19 protein-coding genes and 1 tRNA gene are annotated in these 26,538 nt (G+C 70.4%); 8 read left to right on the forward strand and 12 right to left on the reverse strand.

Annotated elements, in window-relative coordinates; genetic code table 11:
• Positions 1–9 precede the first annotated feature (9 nt).
• On the reverse strand, positions 10–474 hold the full coding sequence (locus OG331_RS23485) for a GatB/YqeY domain-containing protein (protein ID WP_389441888.1): 465 nt from the start codon (positions 472–474) through the stop codon (positions 10–12).
• A gap of 120 nt (positions 475–594) precedes the next feature.
• Between OG331_RS23485 and OG331_RS23490 the strand changes: the two genes are divergently transcribed.
• The 3 genes from OG331_RS23490 to OG331_RS23500 all read left to right on the forward strand — a co-directional run bounded on the left by OG331_RS23490 (position 595) and on the right by OG331_RS23500 (position 2,685).
• Positions 595–1,521 carry a metallophosphoesterase gene (locus OG331_RS23490; protein ID WP_383234162.1) on the forward strand — a complete coding sequence of 309 codons (927 nt, stop codon included), beginning with the start codon at positions 595–597 and terminating at the stop codon, positions 1,519–1,521.
• A gap of 248 nt (positions 1,522–1,769) precedes the next feature.
• The gene (locus tag OG331_RS23495) at positions 1,770–2,579 is read left to right on the forward strand and encodes a Pr6Pr family membrane protein (protein WP_406199358.1); all 810 of its coding nucleotides are present in this window, start codon (positions 1,770–1,772) and stop codon (positions 2,577–2,579) included.
• A 32-nt stretch (positions 2,580–2,611) separates the two neighbouring features.
• A tRNA-Pro gene (locus OG331_RS23500) sits at positions 2,612–2,685 on the forward strand.
• A 249-nt stretch (positions 2,686–2,934) separates the two neighbouring features.
• Here OG331_RS23500 and OG331_RS23505 read toward each other — a convergent pair.
• The 6 genes from OG331_RS23505 to OG331_RS23530 form a co-directional block, all read right to left on the reverse strand.
• Positions 2,935–3,462 (reverse strand): Pycsar system effector family protein, encoded by a 528-nt coding sequence (locus tag OG331_RS23505; protein WP_406199360.1) that lies wholly within the window; start codon positions 3,460–3,462, stop codon positions 2,935–2,937.
• Positions 3,463–3,550: 88 nt separating this feature from the next.
• On the reverse strand, positions 3,551–5,008 hold the full coding sequence (locus tag OG331_RS23510; RefSeq protein WP_406199363.1) for a DUF4407 domain-containing protein: 1,458 nt from the start codon (positions 5,006–5,008) through the stop codon (positions 3,551–3,553).
• Positions 5,001–6,074, reverse strand: a complete 1,074-nt coding sequence (locus tag OG331_RS23515) for a hypothetical protein (RefSeq protein WP_406199366.1) — start codon at positions 6,072–6,074, stop codon at positions 5,001–5,003. Before OG331_RS23515 ends, OG331_RS23510 begins: the two co-directional genes overlap by 8 nt.
• Entirely contained in the window at positions 6,071–8,341 is a 2,271-nt protein-coding gene (locus tag OG331_RS23520) for a hypothetical protein (protein ID WP_406199368.1), read from the reverse strand. The genes OG331_RS23515 and OG331_RS23520 overlap by 4 nt, the downstream gene beginning before the upstream one ends.
• Positions 8,334–9,053 carry a hypothetical protein gene (locus OG331_RS23525; RefSeq protein WP_406199370.1) on the reverse strand — a complete coding sequence of 240 codons (720 nt, stop codon included), beginning with the start codon at positions 9,051–9,053 and terminating at the stop codon, positions 8,334–8,336. Before OG331_RS23525 ends, OG331_RS23520 begins: the two co-directional genes overlap by 8 nt.
• A gap of 235 nt (positions 9,054–9,288) precedes the next feature.
• A complete protein-coding gene (locus OG331_RS23530) occupies positions 9,289–9,957 on the reverse strand; it encodes a Crp/Fnr family transcriptional regulator (protein WP_406199372.1) in 669 nt (222 codons plus the stop codon).
• Positions 9,958–10,844: 887 nt separating this feature from the next.
• Here OG331_RS23530 and OG331_RS23535 point away from each other — a divergent pair.
• The gene (locus OG331_RS23535; protein ID WP_406199374.1) at positions 10,845–14,975 is read left to right on the forward strand and encodes an AAA family ATPase; all 4,131 of its coding nucleotides are present in this window, start codon (positions 10,845–10,847) and stop codon (positions 14,973–14,975) included.
• Between the two features lie 265 nt (positions 14,976–15,240).
• Complete coding sequence (locus tag OG331_RS23540) at positions 15,241–15,999, forward strand: glycosyltransferase family 2 protein (protein WP_406199376.1); 759 nt, start codon at positions 15,241–15,243, stop codon at positions 15,997–15,999.
• A 6-nt stretch (positions 16,000–16,005) separates the two neighbouring features.
• Here OG331_RS23540 and OG331_RS23545 read toward each other — a convergent pair whose 3' ends face one another.
• From OG331_RS23545 to OG331_RS23560, 4 genes are all read right to left on the reverse strand, one after another.
• Entirely contained in the window at positions 16,006–16,194 is a 189-nt protein-coding gene (locus tag OG331_RS23545) for a ferredoxin (RefSeq protein ID WP_406199378.1), read from the reverse strand.
• A 131-nt stretch (positions 16,195–16,325) separates the two neighbouring features.
• Entirely contained in the window at positions 16,326–17,540 is a 1,215-nt protein-coding gene (locus OG331_RS23550; RefSeq protein ID WP_328425270.1) for an amidohydrolase family protein, read from the reverse strand.
• Between the two features lie 77 nt (positions 17,541–17,617).
• Positions 17,618–18,451 (reverse strand): TIGR03943 family putative permease subunit, encoded by an 834-nt coding sequence (locus OG331_RS23555; protein WP_406199381.1) that lies wholly within the window; start codon positions 18,449–18,451, stop codon positions 17,618–17,620.
• Positions 18,448–19,491, reverse strand: a complete 1,044-nt coding sequence (locus OG331_RS23560; protein WP_406199384.1) for a permease — start codon at positions 19,489–19,491, stop codon at positions 18,448–18,450. The genes OG331_RS23555 and OG331_RS23560 overlap by 4 nt, the downstream gene beginning before the upstream one ends.
• Positions 19,492–19,673: 182 nt before the next feature.
• Here OG331_RS23560 and OG331_RS23565 point away from each other — a divergent pair, with 182 nt between their 5' ends.
• The 3 genes from OG331_RS23565 to OG331_RS23575 all read left to right on the forward strand — a co-directional run bounded on the left by OG331_RS23565 (position 19,674) and on the right by OG331_RS23575 (position 24,123).
• Positions 19,674–21,599: an NAD-binding protein gene (locus OG331_RS23565; RefSeq protein WP_406199386.1), complete on the forward strand. Its 1,926-nt coding sequence runs from the start codon at positions 19,674–19,676 to the stop codon at positions 21,597–21,599.
• Between the two features lie 302 nt (positions 21,600–21,901).
• Complete coding sequence (locus tag OG331_RS23570) at positions 21,902–23,155, forward strand: helix-turn-helix domain-containing protein (protein WP_406199389.1); 1,254 nt, start codon at positions 21,902–21,904, stop codon at positions 23,153–23,155.
• A 692-nt stretch (positions 23,156–23,847) separates the two neighbouring features.
• The gene (locus OG331_RS23575) at positions 23,848–24,123 is read left to right on the forward strand and encodes a hypothetical protein (RefSeq protein WP_406199391.1); all 276 of its coding nucleotides are present in this window, start codon (positions 23,848–23,850) and stop codon (positions 24,121–24,123) included.
• Between the two features lie 491 nt (positions 24,124–24,614).
• On the opposite strand, the gene OG331_RS23580 is transcribed toward OG331_RS23575, so the two are convergent.
• The gene (locus OG331_RS23580; protein WP_406199393.1) at positions 24,615–26,465 is read right to left on the reverse strand and encodes a prolyl oligopeptidase family serine peptidase; all 1,851 of its coding nucleotides are present in this window, start codon (positions 26,463–26,465) and stop codon (positions 24,615–24,617) included.
• Positions 26,466–26,538 lie beyond the last annotated feature (73 nt).

A 26,538-nucleotide genomic window follows, 5' to 3' on the forward strand; every position in this document is an offset into this window, starting at 1 on the left:
CCGCAGGTGTCAGCCGGCGAGCAGCTTCTTGACCGCCGCGGCCACCCGGCCGCCCTCCGCCAGGCCCGCCACCTTCGGGTTCACGATCTTCATGACGGCGCCCATGGCCCGCGGCCCCTCGGCGCCGGCCGCCTTGGCCTCCTCGACGGCCTGGGCGACGATCTGGTTCAGCTCGTCGTCGCTGAGCTGCTTCGGCAGGTACGTGGCGAGGACCTCGCCCTCCGCCTTCTCCCGCTCGGCGGACTCGGCACGACCACCCTGGGCGAAGGCCTCGGCCGCCTCACGGCGCTTCTTCGCCTCGCGGGTGATCACCTTCTGCACCTCGTCGTCGGAGAGCTCGCGCTTCTCCTTGCCCGCGACCTCCTCCTTGGTGATCGCGGCGAGCGTCAGCCGGAGCGTCGAGGAGCGGAGCTCGTCGCGCTCCTTGATCGCGGCGTTGAGGTCTTCCTGCAGCTTCGACTTGAGCGTGGTCATGCCGTCGATTGTCGCAGGTGTGCGGCAGGGAACGCCCCTTGATTTCAAGGGGCGTGCGCGTCGATGCCCTACCGGGGGCGGCCCGGCACGGGGACTTCGCCGGTCTGACACGATGGTCGTATGCGCGCGCGATACGGAGTACCCCTGGGCATCACGGCGGTTGGCGCCGCCGGACTGTTGTATTCGGCGGGTTTCGAGGCCCGTTCCTTCCGCCTCCGACGGGTGACGGTCCCCGTCCTGCCAGCGGGCATGCGTCCGCTGCGAGTGCTCCAGGTCTCCGACATCCACATGGTCGGCGGCCAGCGCAAGAAGCAGCGCTGGCTGCGCTCGCTGGCGGGCCTGCGCCCGGACTTCGTGATCAACACCGGCGACAACCTCTCCGACCCGGAGGGCGTACCGGAGGTGCTGGACGCGCTGGGCCCCCTGATGCAGTTCCCGGGGGCGTACGTCTTCGGCTCGAACGACTACTACGGCCCGAAGCTGCGCAACCCCGCCCGCTATCTGCTGGAGAAGGCCCAGGGCCGCCACGGCCTGAACGGCAACGCGCCCGCCGTCAGCGCGATCCACAACCCCTGGGAGGACCTGCGCGACGGCTTCGACGCCGCGGGCTGGCTCAACCTCACGAACACGCGCGGGACGCTGAAGGTCGAGGGCGTGTCGGTGGAGCTCACCGGCCTCGACGACCCGCACATCAAGAGGGACCGCTACGAGCGGGTGGCCGGGGGCCCGTCGGGCGCCGCCGACCTCGCGCTCGGCGTGGTCCACGCGCCGTACCTGCGCGTCCTGGACTCCTACACGGCCGACGACTACCCCCTGATCCTGGCCGGCCACACCCACGGCGGCCAGCTCTGCATCCCCTTCTACGGCGCCCTGGTCACCAACTGCGACCTCGACACGGACCGCGTGAAGGGTCTGTCCACGCACACGGCTCAGGGCCGTACGTCCTACCTGCACGTCTCGGCAGGCTGCGGCGCGAACCGCTACACCCCGTTCCGTTTCGCTTGCCCGCCGGAGGCGACGTTGCTGACGCTGGTGGGGCGGGAGTAGATGCTGTGGGGCTGTTGATGCTGGTGGGGCGGGGGTAAGAGGGGGCCTCGGGGCGGATACGGGGCCGGCGGCGGCACCGGCGGCTTGACTGGGCTTGGCTCTGCTTGGCCTGACCTGGCCTCGCCTGGCCTCGCCTGGCCTCGCCTGGCCGTGCCTCTCATGGCCGGGCCTTGCCGTAGGGCCGCTCGGCGTAACCCGCACGGACCACCCGTATCGCCCGTTTGCCCCACCCTGCTTAGCGTGAGGGCATGACAGCCCCGATACCCAGGGACATCCCGGACCTCCCCGCGATACCGGGCATCCCCGCGTTGCTGCCGTCCCACGTCCCCGCCACCGCGGTGGTGGCCCCCGCCCGCCGCCCCCTGGCAGCCGTGTACCGCCTGCTGGTCGCCCTGGTCGCGGCCGCGGCCGTCGCCATCGAACTGACCCTCGGCAGCCCGGTGCGCACCCTGAGCCACTTCGCGATCCAGGCCAACATCCTGCTGGCCCTGGTCTTCATCCTCTCGGCCCGCCGCGCCTGGACCGCCCGCCGCCCCCTGCCCTCCGCACTGACGGGCGCCACGCTGCTCTACGCCCTGGTCACGGGCCTCGTCTACCACCTGCTGCTGGCCAACGAGTCGAGCCCCTACGCCCTCCCCGGCGTCCTCACGGGCGAGGCCACGGACCCCACGGGCTGGCACGCGATCACCACTCAGGTCCTGCACACGGCGACGCCCATCGCGGCCCTGCTGGACTGGCTGCTCCTGACGGCTCCCGGTCAGCTGCACCTGCGCCCGGCGGCGACCTGGCTGCTCTACCCCCTCGTCTACCTGGCGATCGCCCTGACCCGGGGCGAGCTGCTCGTGGCCGGCACGCCGGCCCGCTATCTCTACCCCTTCCTCGACGTGGCCCGGCACGGATACAAGAGCGTCCTCGGCAACGCCCTCCTCATCGGCCTCGCCATCTACGCCCTGGCCATCGCCCTCGTGGCCCTCGACCACGCCCGCCCCAACCCCATCCGCCACCGGGTCCACCACCGCACGAAAACCGGATTTCGTCTCAAGCCACCGGTGGGCTAAAGTAAACGACGTCGCCGCGACAGCAGCGACATCGGGGTGTAGCGCAGCTTGGCAGCGCGCTTCGTTCGGGACGAAGAGGTCGTGGGTTCAAATCCCGCCACCCCGACAGCTAAATAGCAGTTCAGAGGGCCCTTACCGGATCGGTGAGGGCCCTCTGGCGTTGCTGCGTGTCTATCTGCGTGACTAGCGCTCCGGATCGCGCTTGAACATGCCGTCCATGACCATGGCGCCGGTCTGGATCACGGGGCGGATCTGCTCTCAGAGGGCGGGGGCAGTGCGATTCCCACGCGTCGTCATCCACTTGCGCAACATCCGTGCCAGTCCCCGCGCATCCAGCGGCTCGCTGCTCATGCCGCTAAGTTGACGCTCCCGTCACTATGCCCAGCAGCGTGAGCGCGCAGAAGGCCGTGCCCCAGGCCAGTGCGTGGCGTATGCAGCGGTACTTGGTCCATGCGATCTGGGAAAGGGTCGCCAGTTGACTCAGGTCCCGGGCCACTGGGTCGGTACGGCGGACCGTCCGCTCCAGGTGTGCGACCGACATTGCCAGCCTCGCGTCGCCGAAGTAGTGAGTGCGGGAGTGGTGGGGGTTTCCAAGGCGTGGAGTCACTGCCAGACCCAGCAGGACGAGCGCCGGTACGCAAGCAGCGCAGCCCATCCAGAGGAGGAGTTGCGGGACGATCGGGTAGTTCCGTGGGGCGATGACGCCGCTTCCGATCGCGCCGAGCAGGGCGGTCAGGGCCGCGCCCAGGGACGCCAGCAGGAGGCCGGCCTTGTTGTCGGCCCGCACGAGCTCCTCACGGGCCTCGGACAGCAGGATCCTGGCGAGTTCTGTGCCCCGGTCGGGTGCGGCGCCGGTATCGGGGTCGCCTCCGGGTGTGGTCATGCCTCCTCCTCGCGTTCCGTGAGTGTCATGCGGCCGCCCCGGGATGCGGGGCGGCCGTGGTGCTGTGTTCGTGGTGCAGGCGGGTGCGTCAGACCGTCGACGAGCGGCGGATCTCGTCCTCCAGCGCGTTCACAGCCTGCCTGACCCGGATGTTCATCGCAGCCGTGTGTTCGCGGTACGCCGCCTCCGACTCGGCACGGTGGCGGCGGATCTCCTGTTCGATGGCGTCCTGGGCGATCTCGAGGTTCGCCACGGCTCGGCGCTCGGCCAGCCGGACCTCCTCGCCGTGGATCTTCACCGCGCTGTTGCTCTCGCCGGTGAGCATGTGGTCGTACGCGGTCTCTCCGCTCAGGTACTTCACCAGCACGGGGAGCACGTCGAGGAGTATGAACAGCAGCCGGACCAGCCAGATACCCGCGAACAGCACAGGGTTCCCGCTCGCGAGTTCGTCAAGCGCCCGGATCCGTTCCAGGACACCGATCTCCTTCTGCTTGGCTCGTTCGTCGTCCAGCCGCTGCTCGATGCCGTCGGCCCGGGACTTGAGAAATGCGCCGCGCGACGAGGTCAGGTCAGCCTCGATCTTCGAGATGCGGCTGTTCATGCCGGCCAGTCGCTCCTCGTTGTCCCTGGTGCGGTGGGTGGTCCGGTAGTCGTGCGCTTTTTCGCGCAGGCGCAGGCACTCGGACGTCCGCTGAAGCAGACCGGTGGCCGCTATGCGGATCAGCCTGCGGCACTCGTCCAGAACCTCGGAGTCGATGCCTTCCAGCCTGGTGGTGTCCCGGTCCACCCGCTTTTGCAGGGCGGCTGCGTCCGAGCGCAAGGCGGCCAGTTCCTCGGCCTGTTCGCCCGGCGTCGCACCGAAGGAGAGGACGTATGTCCTGTCGCAGCCTTTCGGGGTGGCTGTCTGCGTCGTGGACGGTACGGGGTTGCAGCGGACCAGGTTCGTGCGCAACTGGTCGATGGCGTCCGTACGTTCATCCGCGACATGTTCCTCGATGGCCGTCTGGAAGATGCGCAGCACCAGCGGCTCGGCGATCACCGTGCCGAGCATCAGCGCAATCAGCAGGCGCGTGAGGAGAGGCCCGACCCGCCGGCGTGCGTTCGGCTGAGGAGTGACCAGCCAGCGGTCGAGGTTCAGTACGAACAGCATCCAGATGACCGTCGGGAGCAGGGCCACGTAAGAGACCTTGCCGAGCGCCTGCGTCGCGAAGTTCCACATGGAGAACGCCGCTATGACCGAGGTGCCGAGCACCACCCCGCCGAGGGCCGTGTACTTGCTCCGCTCGAACTTGATCCTGGTCAGCAGCTCCTCGTCGACGCCGGTCAGCGAGCGCAGGCGTCGTGCGGTGTCGAAGCCGGAGGGGCGACGGGTGGAGCCGGCCAGGGTCTCGGCACCGGTGGTGCGGGCAGAGGTCGTGCCCGTGGTGCGGGCAGAGGTCGTGCCCGTGGTGCGGGCGGTGGCCCGGCCGTCTGCCACAGGAGAGGCAGCGCCCTGGCCGTTCGCCGTACCGGAGGCCGTCTCATCGTTCGTCAGGAAGTCAGTCAACTAGATCGTCCTCGTCCTTGACGAAACCCCCCTGCGGGTCGCGCGAAGCGTCCCGGCCCGTGCCCGTACGACCGGAGCGTGCCTGTCCCGACTCGACCATGCGGGCGGTGTCCGCGGCGGCTCCGATGCCGGGTGCGGCCTGGCCGCCCGTCTCCCGCAGGACCTGTTCCAGGACCTGGTGGTAGTCGACGTACTCACTGCCGCCCATCTGCCGCAGCAGCGTCAGCAGCATCTCGCGGCGCATCTGCGCCTCCGACGTCTCCAACCCCTGCGTGTGGGCCCGCTCCGCCCTCTCGGCTTCGTGCCGGCGGGCCGACTCGTCCCCGGTGATCCGATGGACACGGGACGCCACCTCGGTGACGTCGATCTCCTTGCGTGCGATGCCGAAGGCGTCCACGTGGTCGGATCCCTGGGACAGCAGTTCCGCGATGCGGAGCGCGTCCTGGGTCTCGAAGTCGCGCTGTCCCCGCTGGAGTTCCCAGGAGCGCCGCTCGTCGCGCAGCTTCTGCTCCCAGTCCCGCAGGTCGTCCGACGCGTGCACCTCGGCGTTGACGAACTCGACGCTCATGCCCGCGACACGCGGCGGCACGACCGCGCTGTAGGCGGCCATGCGGTGGCCGGCCTCGGTGCGCACCGCATTGATCTCCTCGACACGGTGTCCAGCGCTCACCCTTGGCAGGTCGCCGTCGCCCATCAGGTAGGCGCGCAGGGGAACGGTGACGTCGATGATGCCCTGCCGAGCGATCACAGTCGGGTCGGTCACCTGGCAGGTGAAGGACGCGCGCATCGTGAAGTTGTCCGCCTCGCTCACTGACGGCAGCGGGCGATCCACATCGACCAGACGCGCCCGGGTGTCGACCAAGCTGACCGACGAGGCATCGAGCACGTCGGGGTGGGACGGGTCGAACACCATGCCCTCGGGGAAGGTGCGGTAGTTCCCGCCGACTCTGAAGACATAGACCGCGCCGGGCGGCAGCGGCGGCACGTCCTCGCGGCGGCGGCGCCGAGACCACCAGGTGCCCTGCACCGTGGCAAGGATGTGCTCGGCTATGACCGGGTAGTTCACTTGTTTCGGCCTCCTTGAGCGAAAGTGAAGGGAGGGGTGGATCTGAGGGACGTAGACGAGTACTGCGACTCCGCCTGGGCCGGGCCGCGCAGTGATCCCAGGAGCACCTGCGCCAGTCGCTGGGCACCGGGAATCGCGTAGTCGGGGTGCTTCAGCGCGATGGACATGTGATGGCACAGCGCTGTCCACTGCCGCCGGTTCATGGCGTTCCGCATGGCTTCGCCGAGTTCGCCTACGGCGTCGGTGACGGCCGGGTCGTCCCGCAGCTGCACCAGCGTCCGGCACAGCGCGCTGACCGCCCGGCTCCGGTTGCTGCTGTGCAGGACGTCTGCCCACAGCGATCCGAGATGGCGGGCACTGTCCGGGACAGTACGCAGCAGTGCCGCGGTGACGGGCTCGGGAGCCTGCAGCCGGGCAGCTTCCAGGAGCTGCACGGCGGTCCTCAGGGCAATCGACCGCTCCCGGGAACCCGGGGCCGCCCTGGCGATCACGGTCCTTACGTACCGAAGGGTGAACAGGACACGATCGGGGTCCTGTTCGGCGGTCTGTAGCAGCAGGACCAGGGAACGCCGGGCCGAAAACGCAATCCGCTCGCCCCGGTGCGTGAGGAACAACAACCAGTTGACCGCTTGCAGGCGGTAGAGCGAGCCCAAACGGCCCGTCAGCGCCATGGCTGCCGTCACGGCACGCCCGGGACCGCTGTTGTCCACCCAGCTCACGACGATGCTCAGGGCCTGCGGGGCGAGATGCTCGTCGTCGCACATGAACCCGAGCGTCAGCGCGGCGGTCACCCGCTGGCTGGTGATGCCGTCGGACCACACCTTCAGCAAGTTCTCGTCGACCTCGACCAGCGCGTACCGCGCGAGGAGCGCGACACCCCGGGCCACCTCCGTCCGAGAGTCGAGGTCGCCGAGCAGGGCCAGCTCGCTCAGCCATTGGCGCAACGGATACCAGAGTGCGTAGCCGTACAGGTCGTGGAGTTCCTCGATGACGAGCTCGCGGACGCGAGGCGTGGTGAAGACCAGGCGCCGCTCGCTGCGCTCAGCGTCCCGGCTCGGCCCCGGCCGGTGTTCGGTCGTCACAAGCCCCGCCGCCCGGTCTCTCCACCGGGCCCGGGACTGGTCGGCCGCTGCACCGCGCAACGGCTTCCCCTTCGGTCCGTCCGCCTCCACGACCGGTGTTTCGCCGCTCTGCTCCCAGTTGCAGACATGAGCGGCGAGAGCGGCGCACTCCTTCTCGAACGTCCGCTCAGGGATGCCCTCCAGGAAGGCCAGGGCCGCGAGCGGAAGCAGGTCCTCCGTGGGCGGTTTCCTGCGGAACCACTCCTGGACCTGCTCCCGGTGCCGGTCCCGCAGCGTGTCCAGCGCCGCCTCCGCGCCGTCCCGGGACAGGGCCACGGCCGCGGCGACGACGTCCGCCGGCCCTCGCTGTTCGCCTACCCGCTCCAGCAGCTCCTTCTCGGTGTCGGGTTCGAGGCCGGTTTGCGGCAGGTTCTCTCTGCAGTGCTCGAACAGATCCACGGGGTCCGGGGCCTGCCACGGCACACAGTGGTCCCGCAGAGCCAGCCGCCGGCTGGTGGCGTCGCCCGCCGTGATCACGAGGTACGACCCCTCGCGGCGCAGTTCCTCGCTCAGCCGCCCGATGTCGTACGCCTGCACCGCCTCGACATGCAGCTCGCCGACGTAGTCGAGGATGATGAATCCCTGCCCACGCTTGAGCTGCCGCGAAGCCGCCAGCTCAGACAGGGCGTTGGCGGGCGACAGGCTGCGCAGCTTGGCCTCCTTGCCCAAAATCTTCCTGAGCAGGGCAAGGGAGCCTGCGCCCCGGCCGCAGCGGTCCTGGCCGGTCAGCACCACGAGGCCGTCCTCGTGCAGCTTGCCGAGCGCCGCGTCGAAGCAGGGCTGCGGCGGGACGTAGAACCGCAGGACGCGGTCCGTCTCCTCGGGCTCGATGGTGCCGGGGGCGAGTCCAAGTGACGAGGCGGCGCCGAATCCGAACGCTGCTCCGGAGGCGTCGACGACACCGTAGAAGTTGTTGTTGACGAGCTGGTGGACACGACGCAGATCGTCATAGCCCCGGTCGTCCGCCTCCCGCTCGTCCTGCTCCTTGCGCCGCTCGGCGTCCGGTCCGGAATCCGGGCCACGGTCGTCCTCTCCGGCCTCTGGCACACCGCCGCCGTAGTCCGGCGTGGGCGGCTCCACGTCGTCGTCAGGAGCGGGGACGGGCGGTACGGCCGGCCCGTCGGCGTGGTCCGAAGCGTCAGTCACCCGTGCTCCCGAAGCCGAAGACGGCTCCCCGTGCGTCCACGGAGCCGGCCACGTTGGTGACGTTGATCTTGTCGGCCCGGTATGCGTTGCTGACCCCCGTCCCGCTGCCGGCTTCGCCCGCGGCGGCCCGTTCGAGCCGGCCCGCCGCGGGCTCCCCCGACGCCGGGGCCACGGGCTTCCCCGCCGCCGGGGCCACGGGCTCCCCCGCCGCCGGGGCCACGGGCTTCCCCGTCTCCGCGGTCCCGGGCTCGCGCGAGGCGGCGGCCGGTGCGGCATGCGTGGGCACGCGCAGCCAGGCGGTTGCCTCGTACTCCTTCACCTGGACGGTGACCTCGGTGAAGTCCTCGGTGGTGAGGGTCGTGTGGCCACCCGCCACCGTGGCGCGGAACACGTCGTCGGACAGCAGGAGCGCCAGGTCGGCGGCGGGGTGGGCAGCCAGGGCTTCGTAGAGCGGACGGGCGTTCAGCAGACGCGCGGTGGCCACCACGGCCGAGCCGGCAAAGCCGTTGTCCGCCAACTCCACCAGTCCCTGGTGGATGACGGCCCGCAGCCGCATCCGGGCCTGGGGAATGCGCTGGGCGTTGTACTCGCGCAGCTCGGCGAGGAGATGGCGGACGTAGTCGTCGACCAGACGGGGCTCGGTGCCGTCCAGGGGCCGCACTGCGAGCTGTTCGTCGCCCTTGCGCTGGATCTTCCACTGTGCGCGGTCCAAGCCGGCGCCTCTGGCGGCTCGATCGAGGAGCCGCGGCAGGTCATGCTGAGTTTCGGACTGTCTACGGTCGTTCTGGCTGCCATAGGCCTGTGCGTCCACGGCTATACATGTGCAGGGACGGAACCCCGACCACTCAACCACCCGATCATTCCTCTCTGGGGCAGGCCATGGGCTGACACTGCCCATGAAGTGCGTGTGCGAGAGGCTAGGAGAGAGCGCGTGAAGTGATCCCGTATCAATACGGGTTGTCGGCCACGACTTTGGCGAATTCAAGCAGTTTCGGAACGTCACAGATGGTTATGTTCCGGTAGCTCCGTTCCACCAGTCCCTTCGCTGTCAGAGCGGCCAGACTCTTTTCCGCCGTGTTGAGAGCCAGACCGGCCAGCGACGCGAGTTCCTTCTGGGTGAGCGTCACACCGAGGACGCATCGCTTGCCGTCGCCGTGTGGCACGGGCTGGGCGTATGCCTGACTCAACTCGGCCAGAACCCGGGCCAGTCGGGTCAGCGAGTCGTACGCCTGGAAATCGATCCGGCGTCGGTTGGCCCAGCGCAGCCGGGCGCTCAGCATGTGAAGGATGGCCCGCATGGCGTCAGGGTGGCGGGTGAGGAAGGTCTCCAGCGTCCGCACCTGGATGATCCGTGCGGTCACATCACTGCACGCGATCACCGTGCCGGACCTGGGGCGCTCCTCGAAGGCCGCCATTTCGCCCACCAGGTCACCCGCTATACGGACGGCGAGCAGCATGTCGTAGCCGCTCTCCGCGCTGGCGACGACCTTCACGACGCCACTTGTGATCAGCAGGACATGCCGGCTCTCGTCTCCCTGCTGCAGTAGCGCCCTATGCGGTGGATAGGTGACCGGGGTGCCCTGTTCCAGGAGTTCGTCGCGGGTCGCAGTTCTCAACCGGCCGAGAAAGGTGGACGGCGGCCACGCGTGATTCACCAACACCCCCGACGATCTCACTCCGCGGCGCAGCGCGCCGTTCAAGCGCCTGACCATGCTGCCGTCGAGCCGTGCTCTTGCACATAGACCGGACCGCATGTGGCCTATTTTCACGCTTTGTAGCCGGAGTTGACCGAATGGACGCTCTTTATAAGAGCAAATAGACCGACTTTCGCGGGGGACCAATGCAGTGGACCTCGGTGGCTGACCGGCTACCTGAAGTCGATCATTCGCAGCCACGAGGAGGTCGACGGCTCCGGCACAGCGATGCTCACCCTCGGCGGTAAGTTCGCCCTGGACGACGCGAGCGCGCCGATGCATTTCGCCGGAAGGTTGCGCACCGGAGCCGATCTGCTCTCCGAACCTCTGTGTGACCACCACTCCGGATGCCGCGCACAGCGACCGTCCATGACCGGACTTCAACCCTCGCGCCTGCCCGCGCCTGCGCGAATGGCAACCGCGTCGTCCGGCACCGGTCCCTCCCCTCGTGGGGACCGGTGCCGAACGGCGAGGAGGTGTCGACCCGTGGGTGACGTGCCGTGTCGGCGGGTCAGTGCGGGTCGAGCTGGACCGGGGCGGCGTCGAGGGCTCGTAGTTCCTGCGAAAACGAATCGTGTCGAAGGTGTCCGAGAACATGCGGCGCCATGAGTGGTCTCTCCGGGCTCTGGGCTGGTGGCCTGCCTGGGCGTCGCGCGATGGATGCGCAATTGCGTCGTGATCCTGCCAGTCGAGCGTGCCGGAGAGGAACATCCGGTCTCCGGACGCCGTCTTAGCCGCAGGTCAGCCGTATAAAGTGAGTTTTCCGGTCCGGAAGACCAGGTGGGGCCGAGCAGCGGCGGAGTAAGGGAGTGGAGGGCTTGAGTTCCGACTCGGCAGCGCGCACGGCCTTTGCCGAACGGCTCGCGCTGCTCTACAAGGAGGCCGGCAATCCGCCGCTCAAGAGTGTGGCCGACGCGGTCGTACGGCTTCAGCGGGTCGACGAGCGGGGGCGTCCCGTACGGGTGTCCGCTCAGCGGATCAGTGACTGGCGTCGGGCCAAGAACGTGCCGGCCCAGTTCGCCGCGCTGTCAGCCGTACTGCATGTCCTCGTTCCGCAGGCGCGCCGCGCGCGGCCCACGCCCGTGTCCGCCGGGCTGTACGACCTGGGGCAGTGGCAGCGGCTGTGGGAGCGGGCCACCTCCGGGGAAGAGGAGGACCTCCAGGCTTCGGTCGAGGCGCCCGCGGTGGCCGGTGGGGTGTGCCCCTATCGGGGGCTGGCCTCGTACCGGCAGCAGGACACCCGGTGGTTCTTCGGGCGGGAGCGGAGTACCGACGCGCTGGTCGCGCAGCTCCGCGCCGTGGAGAAGACCGGCGGTCTCGTCATGCTCGTCGGTGCCTCGGGGGCCGGCAAGTCCTCCCTGCTGAACGCCGGTCTGGTGACTGCGCTGCGCAACGGCGCCCTGGGCGGGGCGGGGAGCAGCGGTCCGGCGGGCGCCGTGGTGCAGCTCGTGCCGGGTGCCGATCCGCTTGCCGAGCTGACCCGTCGTATACCGGAACTCGCCGATGTCGTCCGGTCGGCGGACGTTGCGGGCTCGGGCCGGCGGGCGAAGGACGGGGACGAAACCGGCGCCGAGGAGCTCCGTGCCGATTTCGGGCGCCGCATACGCGCCGCAGTCCTCGCCTGGGCCCGGCGCGAGGCCTCCGGCGCTGACGGCGACGACGGCGACGACGGCGACGACGGCGCTCACGTCCACGCCGACCCAGACCGCTCCTCCGGCACCGGCACTTCCACCCATTCCGTCGCCCCCGCCACCCCGCCCGTCCTCATCGTCGACCAGTTCGAAGAGACCTTCACCCTCTGCCCCGAAGAAGCAGACCGCCGTACCTTCGTCCAGCTCCTCCACGCCGCCTGCACCCCCGCCGAACCCGGCGACCCGCCGCCCGTTCTCGTAGTTCTGGGCATTCGTGCCGACTTCTACGAGCAGTGCCTCGCGCACCCGGAGCTGGCCGACGCGTTGCAGCACCGGCACATGGTGCTCGGGCCGCTCACGGCCTCGGAGTTGCGGGAGGCGGTGACCGGGCCGGCCAAGGCTGTGGGGCTGGAGTTGGAGCCGGGGCTGGCGGAGCTCATCGTGCGGGAGGTGAGTGCGGACGGGCCGCGGGGGACGCATGACGCGGGGGCGTTGCCGCTGTTGTCGCACGCGCTGCTCGCCACCTGGCAACGGCGCAAGGCCGGGCGGCTGACGCTGGCCGGGTATCGGGCGGCCGGCGGGATTCAGGGTGCCGTGGCGGCCACCGCCGAGCGGGCCTGGTCCGGCCTCGATCCGGCGGCGCGTACCGCAGCGCGGCTGCTGCTGCTCAGGCTGGTCCGGCTCGGAGAGGACACACAGACGACCCGGCGGCGGGGAACGCGGCGGCAGCTGGCGAAGGAGTCGACGGACCCGAACAAGACGGAGGAGTCACTCGAGGCGCTGGTGCGGGCCCGGTTGGTCACGCTGGACGCGGAGACCGTGGAGATCACGCACGAGGCGCTCCTGCATGCCTGGCCGCGGCTGCGGGACTGGATCGACGAGGACCGGCAGGGCAATCTGCTGCGCCAGCGGCTGGAGGAGGACGGCCGGGCCTGGGAGGAGTCCGCGCGGGACTCGTCGCTGCTGTACCGGGGCTCCCGGCTGGAGCAGGCCCACAGTTGGGCGCGGTCCGCCGGGGACACGTTCCTCACCCGGGGCGCGGTGGAGTTCCTCGCCGCCTCGGTCAGGCTGCGCAGGCGTACGGTCTGGATCATGCGGAGCGCGGTCGCTGCGCTGCTCGCGCTGGTGATGGTGGCCGTCGGGGCGGCGGTGGTCGCCTGGCAGCAGCGGGACGACGCCGTGTACGCGCAGGTGCTCGCCGAGGCCGACCGCTTCCAGTACACCGACCCGTCGCTGTCCGCCCAGCTCGACCTGGTGGCCAACCGGCTGCGCCCGGACGACGAGGACACCAAGAGCCGGCTCATCTCGATCGTGAACGCCCCGCTGGCCACGCCCCTGCGCGGCCACACCGGCGCCGTCTACCTGACCACCTTCAGCCCGAACGGACGGCTCCTGGCCACCGCCGGCTACGACCGGACCGTACGGCTGTGGGACGTCTCCGACCAGGAGCGGCCCAAGCCCCTGGGCGAACCCCTGGCCGGGCACAGCAGTTGGGTGAGCAGCGCCGTCTTCAGCCCGGACGGCAGCACCCTCGCCAGTGCCTCGGACGACGGCACGGTCCGGCTGTGGGACGTACGGCAGCCGAACCGGCCGCGTCCGCTCGGGGCGCCCCTGACGGGGCACGACGCCACGATCTACCTGGTCGCCTTCAGCCCTGACGGCCGTACGCTCGCCTCCGTCAGCGAGGACCGGACCGTACGGCTGTGGGACGTCAGCGATCCGGAGCGGGCCGAGCCGCTGGGCGAGCCGCTGACCGGGGCCGGCGCCGCCGTGCGCTCGGTGGCGTTCAGCCCGGACGGCAGGACGCTGGCGGCCGGGGGCGACGACGACACCATCCGGCTGTGGGACGTGGCCGAACCGGGCCGGCCGAAGGCGATCTCCACGCTGACCGGACACACCGACCTGGTGCACTCCGTCGCGTTCAGCCCGGACGGCCGCACCCTCGCCAGCGGCAGCGCGGACGACACGATCCGGCTGTGGGACGTCTCCGACCCCCGCCATGGCCGGCAGCTCGGCGCACCGCTCACCGGGCACACCGGCCCCATCTGGTCGGTGGCCTTCAACCCCGACGGCGACATGCTCGCCGCCGCCAGCGCGGACAGCACGGCGAGCCTGTGGAACGTCAGCGACCGGGCGTATCCCTCGCAGGTCGGCGAGCCGCTCGCGGGTGCCAGCGGGGAGATGTACGCGCTCGGGTTCAGCCCCGACGGCCGTACGCTCGCCACCGGCAGCGGCGACAGCAAGGTCCGCCTGTGGTCGATACCGACGTCGGACATGATCGGCCGCGGCGGGGCGTTCCGGCCGGACGGGCGGGTGCTGGCCACGGCCGCACGCGACGGCAGTATCCGGCTGTGGAGCGTGGCGAAGCCGGCCCGGCCGGTGCTGCTGAACGACGCCTTCATGCCGGGCGACGGTGGCCAGCGGTCCCTGCTGTTCTCCCCCGACGGCCACACCCTCGCAGTGCTGACCGGGAACCGCGCCGTGCATCTGTGGGACGTCAGCGACCCGACCCGGCCGGTCTCGCTCGGGACGCCCATCACCCTGCGCACCCGGTTCATGGGCCCCGACGCGCTGGCGTACAGCCCGGACGGCCGCACGCTGGCCACCGCCTACGACGACCGCACCATCCGGCTGTGGAACGTCAGCGACCCCGAGCACGTCGTGCCGCTCGGCGCACCCGTCAAGGGGCACAACGGCTACATCAACTCCCTCGTCTTCAGCGCGGACAGCCGCACGCTCGCCAGCGGCAGCGCGGACAGCACGATCCGGCTGTGGAACGTGACCGACCCGCGCCGGCCCACCCTGCGCGGCGCACCGCTCACCGGGCACGCCGGGCCCGTCAACGCGCTCGCCTACAGCCCGGACGGCCATACGCTGGCCAGCGGCGGGGACGACGACACCGTACGGCTCTGGGACGTCACCGACCCGCGCCGGGCAACCCCGCACGGGGACCCCCTGAGCGGCCACACCGAAGCCGTCGTCTCCCTGACGTTCAGCAAGGGCGGGCGCTATCTGGCCAGCGGCGGCAACGACAACACGGTCCGGCTGTGGAACGTCTCGAACCCGTCCGACGCCTCGGCGATCGGTGAGGCGATGAGCCCGAACGCCACGACGGGCAACTTCCTGTCGTTCAGCCCCACCAGCCACATGCTCGGCGTCTCCAGCGGCACCGACACGGTCCGGCTGTGGAACCTGGACGTCGACCAGGCGATCAGCCGCGTCTGCGCGACCACGCAGGGCGTGCTGACGCGGGAGAAGTGGCACGAGTACCTGCCTCGGCTGTCGTACGAGCCGCCGTGCGCGAACTAGGCCCGCCCGTGCCGGCATACGGCTCCCGGCTCCCGGCTCCTCCTCACTCCGTGCGCTCAGTGACGGGGCGTGAACGCAAGTGGTACGACGGGGGCGCCACGGACAGCGGTTTCCGTGATCCCGATCACAACGCGTCATCGCAGCGGATGAGGCGGCTCCCACGAGGCAGGCAGCCTTGTTACTGTTGGCCCCAGCCCGATCGCTGGTGCATCCCCCGTCGCCAGCGGTCGGGCCTTCGCATGTCCGAAAGGTGGTGAGGGCCGCCGTGTCCCGGCGCGTCATCGTCGTCACCGCTGTCCACGGCCCGTCGGCGGCGTTCCTGCCGCAGGCCCACCGGTCGCTGTGCGCGCAGGAGTTGCCGCCGGGCTGGGAGTGGCACTGGGTGATCCAGGAGGACGGAAGGACCGACGAGGTCCGCCCGTACGTCCCCGACGACCCGCGGGTGACCTTCCGTCAGGGCCGCCCCGGAGGCCCCGGAGTGGCTCGCACGGTCGCGCTCGCGCACACCGAGGGCGAGTACGCCAAGATCCTGGACGCCGACGACCAGCTCACCCCGGGGACGCTCGCCCGCGACCTGGCCGTGCTGGGGGCCGACCCTGCCGTCGGCTGGACGACCTCACGGGTCCTGGACCTGCTGCCGGACGGCTCGACGGCCGGCTTCCCCGGCGACCCCGAGGACGGGCCGATCGAGCAGGGCGCCGTACTCGACTTCTGGCGGGCGAACGACTTCCGCGCGCAGGTCCACCCCGCGACCCTGTGCGTACGCCGGGACCTCCTGCTCGCCCTCGGCGGCTGGATGGCCCTCCCGGCGTCCGAGGACACGGGCCTGCTGCTCGCGCTCAACTCCGTGAGCCGGGGCTGGTTCTCGGCGGAGGCGGGGCTGCTCTACCGGAAGTGGGACGGCCAGATGACGGGTCAGTCGGCGCACGTCGACCCGGCGGAGCGGCAGGCCCGGATGGCGGTGGTGGAGGCCAGGGCACGGGCGTTGGGCTCGTTCGGGTGGCAGTACCCGACCGGTCCGTGAACGCCGTCACCCGGTGAGGGAGATGGCCTGGGACGGGCACTTCTCGGCGGCCTCCCGCACCTGCGGGTCGTCGCCGCTCCCCTCCCGCCCCGGTCTCACCACGCCGTACTCGTCCACGAACTCGAAGACCGACGGGGCCCTGTGCACGCACTCGGCCGAGCCGTAGCAGAGGTTGGTGTCGATCGAGACCTTCATCCGTGCTCCCGTCGCGGACCGCCGTCGCCTACACGACTGAACTGCCCAGCCACCACGCCCCTTTAATCACTGATCCAGCCCTGATCCAGCCCTGACTCACCCCTGATCAATCACGACCCATCACTGACCCATCACTGATCAAAGGGGAGTTCGAGCATCCGGATCGCGTTTCCGCGCAGCAGCTTGTAGGCCACCTCGTCGGAGAGCCCGCCGACATGCTCCTCGGCCACCCGCTTCGTCTCCGGCCAGGTCGAGTCGACGTGCGGGTAGTCCGTCTCGAAGGTCGCGTTGTCGACGCCGACCGTCTCGATCGCCTCGATGCCGTGCTTGTCGCGGAAGAAGCAGCAGAAGATCTGGCGGTAGTAGTACGTCGACGGCGGCTCCGGGATCAGGTCCTTCACACCGCCCCAGGCCCGGTGCTCCTCCCAGACGTCGTCCGCGCGCTCCAGGGCGTACGGGATCCATCCCATCTGACCCTCGCTGTACGCGAGTTTCAGCCGGGGGAACTTCACCAGGACCCCGGAGAAGAGGAAGTCCATCATCGACGCCATGGCGTTGTTGAAGCTCAGCGAGGCCTGCACGGCGGGCGGGGCGTCGGGGGACGCGGCCGGCATCTGCGACGAGGACCCGATGTGCATGTTGACGACCGTGCCGGTCTCCTCGCAGGCCGCGAAGAACGGGTCCCAGTAGCCGGAGTGGATGGACGGCAGCCCGAGATACGTCGGGATCTCGCTGAACGTCACCGCCCGCACCCCACGCGCCGCGTTGCGATGGATCTCCGCGACCGCGAGGTCGATGTCCCACAGCGGGATCAGGCACAGCGGGATCAGCCGGCCGCCGCTGTCGCCGCACCACTCCTCGACCATCCAGTCGTTGTAGGCGCGCACGCAGGCGAGCCCGACCTCCTTGTCCTTGGCCTCGGCGAAGGTCTGGCCGCAGAAGCGCGGGAAGGTGGGGAAGCAGAGCGAGGCCTCGACATGGTTGATGTCCATGTCCGCCAGCCGGGCCTTCGGGTCCCAGCAGCCGCGCCGCATCTGCTCGCGCGTGATGCCGTCGAGCGTCATCTCGTCCCGGGAGAAGCCGACGGCCGCGATGATGCGCTTGTACGGGAACAGGCCGCCCTCGTACTCCCACCAGTCGGTGATCTGGCCCTCCGGGTCCGTCGTGAACCGGTACTTCCCACCGACGTACGCGAGTTCCCCGATCCCGGCGGTGAGGGGCTTCGGGCCCCGGTCCCGGTACTTGGCCGGGAGCCAGGTCTCGAAGAGGTGCGCGGGCTCGATCACGTGATCGTCCACGCTGATGACTTTGGGCAGGTCCTTCGTGCCGCTCTCGGTACTGGCCACGCCATGCCTCCCGAATCTGACGACCCATCAGATTCAGCGTAGGGGGCGTCCCGGGGACCGGCAAGAGAGGGCACTCGTCAGCTGTTCCAGCTCTCGTCGTACGGGTCCGTCGGCGCCGCCACCGGCTTCGCCGCCGTGACCTGGATGAACGGGATCGGGCCGCCGTTGACCGGGTCCTCGGCGCGGCGCGGGACGTAGGTGCCGGTGACCCGGAGCCAGGTGTCCGGCTGGAGGACCGGCGGGACCTGGCCGGTCAGGGCGACCTTGACCGGCTGCGCGTCGGCGGCACAGCAGTTGAGGGCCATGCGCACGAGGTAGGGGGTGCCGTCGCGGTCCAGGGCCAGGAAGCCGGTGAGCCGGACCTGGCGGTGACGCAGGGTGCGGCCGTGGTCGTAGACGGCGCGGCCCGCATAGTCGACGAGGCTGAGGCTCAGGGGATCGGCGGCGGGGAGGGCGGGGTAGGCCAGGGGCTCCTGGAGGGCCGTACCGGTGCGGGTCGCGCTGTAGGAGCCGAGGGCGGGCGGGGCCACCAGGATCAGGGCGAGGAGGGGGAGGACGAGGAGCCAGGAGATGCGGGGTTCGCGATGACTGTGGTCCTCGTGGGCCTCGTGGCTGTCGTGGGCCTCGTGACTCCCATGAGCCACGTGGCTCTCGTGACTCTCCTGGTTCCCGTGGTCCTCGTGACTCTCGTGGCTCTCCGCGTGGTCGGCAGCGTGCTCCTTCTGCCGTCGGGCCCGCTTCCGCTCGTACCAGACCGTCGCCACGGCCGCCGCGACCAGTACCGCGCCGGCCACCAGCACCAGCGGGCGCAGGCCCTGCTTGACGTACCGCAGATAGAGGTCGGTGGTGGCCGCGTGCAGCAGGGACGCGCCGAGCAGGAAGAGGACCGCCGACTGGGCCTGACGGTTCACAGGGTCACCGCCCCGACCAGCACCGACACGACCACGGCCAGCACGAAGGTGGCCGGTGCGAAGCGCAGGGCGAAGGCGCGGCCGAAGGTGCCCGCCTGCATCGCGAACAGCTTCAGGTCGATCATCGGGCCCACGACGAGGAAAGTGAGCCGGGCCGTGAGCGAGAACTGCGACAGCGACGCCGCCACGAACGCGTCCGCCTCCGAGCAGATCGACAACACCACGGCGAGGACCGCCAGGGCCAGGACCGCCAGCACCGGATTGTCCGCCGTCGTGCTCAGCCACGTCTCCGGGACCACCGCCTTGAGCGTCGCCGCCGCCATCGCGCCGACCACCAGGAAGCCGCCGGCGTGCATCACGTCGTGCCGGACGGAGCCCCAGAAGGCTTCGCCCTTGCTCTGGCCGTCGTAGGCCTGGCGGGACGGCGGTTTCAGCCAGTCCGTGCGGCCGAGGCGCAACCACAGCCAGCCCATCGCGCAGGCCACCAACAGGCTCGCGACCAGGCGGGCGAGGACCATCTCCGGGTTGCCGGGGAACGCGACCGCCGTCGCCGTCAGCACGATCGGGTTGATCGCGGGCGCGGACAGCAGGAACGCCAGCGCCGCGGCCGGGGTGACGCCGCGCCGGACCAGTGCCCCCGCCACCGGCACGGACGCGCACTCGCAGCCCGGCAGCACCGCGCCCGCCGCTGACGCGACCGGGACGGCGAGGGCGGGACGGCGGGGCAGGGCACGGGCGAAGAAGGACGGCGGCACGAACACCGCGATCGCCGCCGACAGCAGCACGCCGAGCACCAGGAAGGGCAGCGCCTGGACCATGACCGCGACGAACACCGTCGTCCAGCTCTGCATGACCGGTGCGGAGAGCGCACGGCGGATCGGGCTCTGGAGGAGCACCAGCACGAGCATGAGCATGGTGAGCAGGAGCGAGGAGTTGAGGTGCCGGCCCTCCTCCCCGGCCCGCCCCCGCTGCGTGCGGCGGCCATCGCGGTCGCCGGTCCCGCCGTCCGTCTGCTGCGGGGCCGCTTTGGTGATCGCCACGGGCGAGGTACCTCCGGTGGTGCGGTAGGGCGCTGGCTTCCCTCCCCTCCGGTACGGCCCGAAGCGAGCGGGCGTTCAGACCCGAGGGGGCCACTTCTGGAACCACCCGTCACATTGAGGCAGTCTTTTCCCTCGTGGCGAGCGTTCCGAATCAGGGCTTAGGGAGTGACACGGCCGCACACATGGTCGTGTGCGGCGACGACGGGCTCGCGCACCGGCTGGCCGCCGAGTTGCGTGGGGTGTACGGCGAGCAGGTGACGCTCCTCGTGCCACCCTCCGAGCGCACGGTACGACCACCGGTCGTGGGCCGTGCCCGGGCCGCGTCGGCGGCGTTGCTCGGGGCGGTCAGCGCGGCCGTCAACCGTGCGGGCGGCGGGGCCGGCGGCGGCAGCGAACCGGCCGGGAACATCCGGGTGGTGGAGGCCCCCGAGGCCACGGAGGCCGCCCTCGCCGACGCGGGCGTGGAACGGGCCGACGCGCTCGCCCTCGTCTATGACGACGACGAGACCAACATCCGCGCCGCCCTCACCGCCCGCCGCCTCAACCCCCGCCTCCGGCTCGTCCTGCGCCTGTACAACCGGCGCCTGGGCCAGCACATCGAGGAACTCCTCGACCAGGCGGCCGCGTTGGCGACGGGCGCCGGGGACGCCGGACTCGACGCCTCCACGACCGTCCTGTCCGACGCCGATACGGCCGCCCCCGCACTGGCCGCCACGGCCGTCGCCGGCACCACCAAGGTCGTACAGACCGACGGCCTGCTGCTGCGCGCGGTGGAGCGCCCGCCCCTGCGCCCGGGGCAGGCGGCCCCGTCCGGGCTGGCCACGCTGGCCCTGCTGTCCACGACCAGCAACGACCCGGCGGGGACGGACGGTTCGGAGAACGGCGACGAACAGGGACCGCTGCTGCTGCCGGACGCGGCGGCCGTGCAGGAAGCCACGGGCCGCGGGACGGTCGTCCTGGAGCAGGTGTCGTACGCGGGTCCCTCCCTGCCCTCGGGGCGAGGCGTCGTACCGTCGTTCGCCTCACTGTTCTCACGACGGCTCAGGTGGTCGCTGGCCGGGCTGGTGGGGTGTGTGGCCGCGCTGGCCGTCGCGCTGACGGTCGTGACCGGGGAACACCCGCTGTACGCCACGTACATGACCCTCCTCGACCTCTTCGCCATCAACGAACCCGCCCTCCATCAGTCCCTGGCCCGGCAGATCCTCCAACTGCTGTCCGGGCTGATGGGTCTGCTGCTGCTTCCGGTCCTGCTGGCGGCGGTGCTGGAGGCCCTCGGCACCTTCCGCTCCGCGTCCGCCCTGCGCAAACCGCCGCGCGGGCTGGGCGGGCATGTCGTGCTGCTCGGCCTGGGCAAGATCGGCACCCGGGTGCTGACCCGGCTGCGGGAACTGCACATCCCCGTGGTGTGCGTGGAGGCCGACCCCGACGCGCGCGGGATGGCCACGGCGCGGCGGCTGCGGGTGCCTGTGGTGCTCGGGGACGTCACGCAGGAGGGGGTCCTGGAGGCCGCGAAGATCCATCGGGCGCATGCGCTGCTCGCGGTGACCAGTGCCGACACGACCAATCTGGAGGCCGCGCTGTATGCCCGCTCCGTGCGGCCGGACCTCCGCGTGGTCCTTCGTCTGTACGACGACGACTTCGCCACCGCCGTGTACCGGACCCTGCGGGCCGCGCACCCCCATGCGTCCACGCGCAGCCGCAGCGTGACGCATCTGGCCGCGCCCGCGTTCGCCGGGGCGATGATGGGGCGGCAGATTCTGGGGGCGATTCCTGTCGAGCGGCGGGTGTTGTTGTTCGCTGCGGTGGATGTGGGTGGTCATCCACAGCTTGAGGACAAGACTGTCGGTGAGGCCTTTCGGGCCGGTGCGTGGCGGGTGCTGGCGCTGGATCGGACGTCGCGGGACGAGCGGCGCGACGAACGGCGGGAGGAGCCTGCGGTGGAGGAGGCCTACGAGGACCGCGGCGGGGTGGGTGGTGTGTCGGGGTGGGTGTGGGATCTGCCCGACGCGTATGTCCTGCAGAAGGAGGACCGGGTGGTGCTGGCGGCTACTCGGCGGGGGTTGGCGGAGTTGTTGGGGAGGCGGTCGCGGGAGCGGGCGGAGGCGTAGGGGGTGTTTTTTCGCCCCCGCCGCCCCTACCCTTCCCGTCCTCCAGGGGCTGCCGCCCCTTCGACCCCGCCTCTGGGGGCTGCCGCCCGTGAAACTTCTTAGGTGTGGGTGCCATCACGGGTGAGCCTTATGTCCCCTCGCGTTGCGGAGAGGGCATCGGGGCCCTGGTACAGGCGAGCACTTGCATCCGTCGGGCCGCGCCAGAGTCCGTCGCGGAGACCGGCGTAGAGCGGGATCCTCACGCGAGAGCGGCCCTGCCCCATACCCTGACAGTGTCGAGCTGTTCAGAGAGGGGCAAGGCCGTGTCGTCTGAAGATGCTACCCCGGACCAGTACGCCGATCCGCTGGTCTTCGGCCAGCGCCTACAGATGCTGCGAACCCGCAAGGGCATGACACGCGACCAGTTGGGCGGATTGCTCGGCAAGTCCGGATCCTGGGTGAAGGGCGTCGAGACCGGACGTTTGAAGACTCCCAAGTTGGAGACCGTCCTGCATATTGCCGAGTTGCTGCGTGTCCGTGACCTGTCGGATCTCACCGGCAACCAGTCCGTACACGTCGACTTGTTCAGCGGCCCCGGTCACCCTCGCCTCGCCGCGGTCAAAGCCGCTGTTGATGCCTTCCCGCTTACGACCCAGCAGGAGGCACCCCCGGCTGCGCACCTTCAGGCGAGGCTCGCCCGCGCCTGGAAGGCCCGGCATGAGGCACCCAACCACCGCGAGGTGATCGGCGCTTTGCTGCCGGATCTGATCCGGGATGCCCAACTCGCCGTGCGGCAGGCTGAGACTGCTCCCGATCGCAGGGCGGCCCAGGCCGTGCTCGCCGAGGTCTATTCGCTGTGTCAGTTCTTCGTGGCCTATCAGCCGGACGCTGCCCTGTTGTGGCGCGTCGCCGAACGAGGCTTGATCGCTTCCCAGGAGTCCGAGGATCCGCACGCTATCGGCGTGGCCGCGTGGCTGGCCGCGCAGGCGCACCGCGATGCGGGGCCAGCGCACTTCGATGCTGCCGACGCGGTCAATCTGGAGACCCTGGCATATCTCGAACCGCTCCTGCCTGATGCCTCAGACGATGTTCTCGCCATCACCGGCGCCCTCACCTTCGAGGCTGGATACACCGCTGCCCGGAGGGCAGAGACCGGCACGGCATGGCGGTACTGGGACCAGGCGCGCGCCATGGCCCAGCGGCTCCCTGACGACTACTACCACCCAGTGACGTCGTTCTCTCGCGCCATCATGGGCGCACATGCGGTCACCGTGGCTGTGGAGCTACGCCAGGGTGGCGAGTCGGTACGGCAGGCTGCCGCCGCTGACGCGGTCACGATCAAATCGAGGCCGCGACGAGCCCGCCACCGTATCGAGGAAGCCCGTGGCTACCAGCTCGACGGGCAACCTGACGTCGCCCTCGCCACTCTGGGGAAGGCACACGAGGCGGCACCGGAAACGATCAAGTACAACGGATATGCGAAGCGCATCGTCCTTGAAGAAGCCGAGTCCAAAGATCCGGCCCGTCGCCGCCGTGCGTCCGAACTCGCTGTAAAGATCGGGCTGTTGGCTGCCTGACGGCAGGGGCACAGATTGTGCCCCTGCCCCCCTCTCGCCGCTCCTACGGTCGATGACCAAGAAGACCCCGGCGACCGCTCACGACGGTCCCGGGGCATGGCCAACGCTTCAGAGAAGCGCTGACAGTGTCCTACCTATCACACGCACTCGAATGGATGAGCGCGGTCCTGTTCGGCCCGCGTACCTCCGGCAGGCACCCCCGACAGGCAGCGCCCCAGGCGCCGCAGAGTGCCCCCAGGCCCCCAGGGAGAGGCGCTATCGGCCAACCCCCTACGTGGTCGGCGCCAGGCTCGTAGACGTGCCCAGGCTCCGCAGGCAGCCGCAGGTCAGGGCAGAGGAAGCCTGGGAGCTCACGGGCTCCATGGTCCGGCCGTACGTGCTGGCTCATGAGAAAGAGCGTCGAGCGGCCCGCACGGGCGAGGCACCCCCATGGGCAGGACCGTGGGTGAGTCCCTGGGAGACGGCCCGATGAGCGCCTGCAAGGAGTGCAAGGCGCTGGAAGCGCTCAAGGGCACGACCAGTGACGAGAGTCTGAAAACGGACTGCGCCGTTTTGCTGCGTCGCCACCCTGACCACGTGGCCTATCCGGAATCCGTCGCGGCGGCCTTGCGGACCCTGGAAGGGGGCGCCCAAGGGCGTGCCCCTTTGAGCGTGAGAGTGGCCGAAGTAAACCGGCGTAGCAGGGGGGCACTTTGACGCGCTCGATCATCAAAGCCGCGGAATGGACCCTGGGCGCGGAAACCGGGGATGGCGCGCCGCAGGCCATCTATTCCGCCGTGTGCATGGCGTGCGGCGTGGAGGCGCCCGCATCTGACAACGACCCTGCGCCCGTGGAGGTTTGGGCGCTGAAACACACGGGTCTGAACCCCGGCCATCGACAGTACAAAGCCATGGTCGAGACCTATTGGCGGGTGGCCCCTGCGGAGGGCAATCTTTACCGTGAGAGCGACGGCAGCCATGATCGATGAACAGGGAATCGCGCACGGAATGCCCGGACACAGCAAATGCGTTGTGGCCGACCCTGCCGCCTGGGCGCCCGGAAACCCGCTCTGCAATCCGCAGCATCTGCGCCCGCTACCACCCAGGCGCGATGAAACACCCCGTTCTGAAATGCGTTCGGTCGCTGCGCCCACCCTGTAACGCGCCTCGCCAGAGGTAGGCCACCCTGGAGCCTGGGCAATCGCGCCCGGGTGGCCCAAGGCAGAGAGACACCCCAGGGGAACGGAAGCCGTACCTCCGCCCCGGCCTCCCCCGTCCGGGACGGGCAACGCCCCCAACTGCGTGAGCAAGGGCCGCAGTTGGGGGGCTTGTTGCTGGCTGCGTCGATCACACCTTGAGGCAACGGAACGGTCACGGAATGGCCACACCTGCCCCTCAATCCTGGACACCCAGAGGCAGCCCTCGTCCTCAAACGCCGGACGGGCTGAAATGCCGGGACCGGCATCGAGAAGCGCCGGCCTCAAGCAGCCGAGCCCCCCAAGTGCCTCTCCGCGAAGTCCAGTTCCAGGCGTACCTGCTTGATTCGCTCGTCCACGACCAGGGAACCGTGGCCCGCGTCGTAGCGGTACACCTCGTGTACCGCCTCGCGGGCCTCCAGGCGCTTGACGTAGTTGTCGATCTGCCGGATCGGGCAGCGGGGGTCGTTCACGCCGGCCGCGATGTAGACCGGGGTCTTCACCTGGTCGACGTAGGTCAGGGGGGACGAGGCCTCGAAGCGTTCCGGGACCTCCTCCGGGGTGCCGCCCAGGAGGGTGCGGTCCATGGCCTTCAGGGCTTCCATCTCGTCGTGGTACGCCGTGACGTAGTCGGCGACGGGGACGTTCGCGATGCCCAGCGTCCATGCGTCCGGCTGGGTGCCGAGGCCGAGGAGGGTGAGGTAGCCGCCCCAGGAGCCGCCGGTCAGGATGAGGCGGGCGGGGTCGGCCAGGCCCGAGGTCACCGCCCATTCGCGGACCGCAGCGATGTCCTCCAGCTCGATCAGGCCCACCCGGTGCTTGAGCGCGTCCGTCCAGGCACGCCCGTAGCCCGTGGAGCCGCGGTAGTTGACCCGCACCACCGCGTACCCGTGGTCCACCCAGACCGCCGGGCCCGCCGCGAAGGCGTCGCTGTCGTGCCACGTCGGGCCGCCGTGGATGTCGAAGACGGTGGGGAGAGGGCCCTCGGCGCCCGCGGGACGCTGGACCAGGGCGTGGATGCGGCCGCCCGGCCCCTCCACCCACACGTCCTCCACCGGGACCGAACCCGGGGACTTCAGGCCGGGCGGATCCAGCACCACCCGTCCCGTCGTCGACCGCACTGCCGACGGCTCCGCCGCCGACGACCACAGGTACTCCACGCTGCCGTCCGGACGGGCCGTCGCCCCGGACACCGAGCCCGCCGGGGTCGGGACCCGCTCCAGCTCACGCCGGGCCAGGTCGTACCGGAACAGTTCGCTGCGGGCCTCGAAGCTGTGCGCGATCAGCAGGCCGGTCCCGTCCGGGTACCACTCGGCGCCGACGTCACCCGGCAGCTCCAGCGCGAGGTCCGTCTCCTCCCCCGTCGCCACGTCCCACACCAGCGGCTCCCAGCGGCCGCGCCGCTGGTGGCCGATGAGCAGGCGGGCGTCGCCGTCCACCGGGGCGAAGCCCAGGACCTCCAGGCCCAGCTCCTGCGTGCCGCCCTTGGTGTCGTCGAGCTCGGCGACGGCCGAGCCGTCGGGGCGCAGGACGCGCAGCGCGGAGTGCATCGCGTCGCCGTGCTCGGTGTGCTCGACGGCGATCAGCGAGCCGTCGTGCGAGAGGTCGCCGACCCCGGCCGACTCGCGGTGGCGGTAGATCTCCACCGGGGGCTCGCCGGTGCGGGCCAGATAAACGGTCGTGCCGTCCTCGTCCGTCGAGCGGCCCACGATCGCCGTCCGGCCGTCCCGGCCGAGGGCGAGGCCGGCCGGGTAGGACGGGTCCAGGCCCGGCGCCGCGAGCTCGTCCTCGCCGCCGGTGAACGGCTGGCGGCGCCAGACGCCGAACTCGTCGCCGTCCTTGTCGTCGAACCACCAGATCCACGCGCCGTCCGGGGTCAGCACGCCGTCCGTCGTGCCGTTCGGCCGGTCGGTCACCTGGCGCTGCTCTCCCGTCGCACGGTCCCAGGCATACAGCTCGTACGTCCCTGTGGCGTTCGACACGAACAAGGAGCGGTCCGGGGCGTCCTCCGCCCAGTCGGGCAGCGACACCCGGGGTGCCCGGAAGCGCTTCTCCCAGTCCGGCATGCCCTTGCCCGGCATGCCCTTGTCCTGCATGTGGTGATCCCGCGAATCGGACCCGTGGCTCTCAGTCATGGCCCCATAGTGCCTGGCCCGGCCGACAATCCGCTGGCGAGGCCCCCAGCCTGTGGATAACTTCGCGACCAGG

The sequence above is a fragment of the Streptomyces sp. NBC_01017 genome (assembly GCF_045162795.1).
Classification (GTDB): Bacteria; Actinomycetota; Actinomycetes; order Streptomycetales; family Streptomycetaceae; genus Streptomyces; species Streptomyces machairae.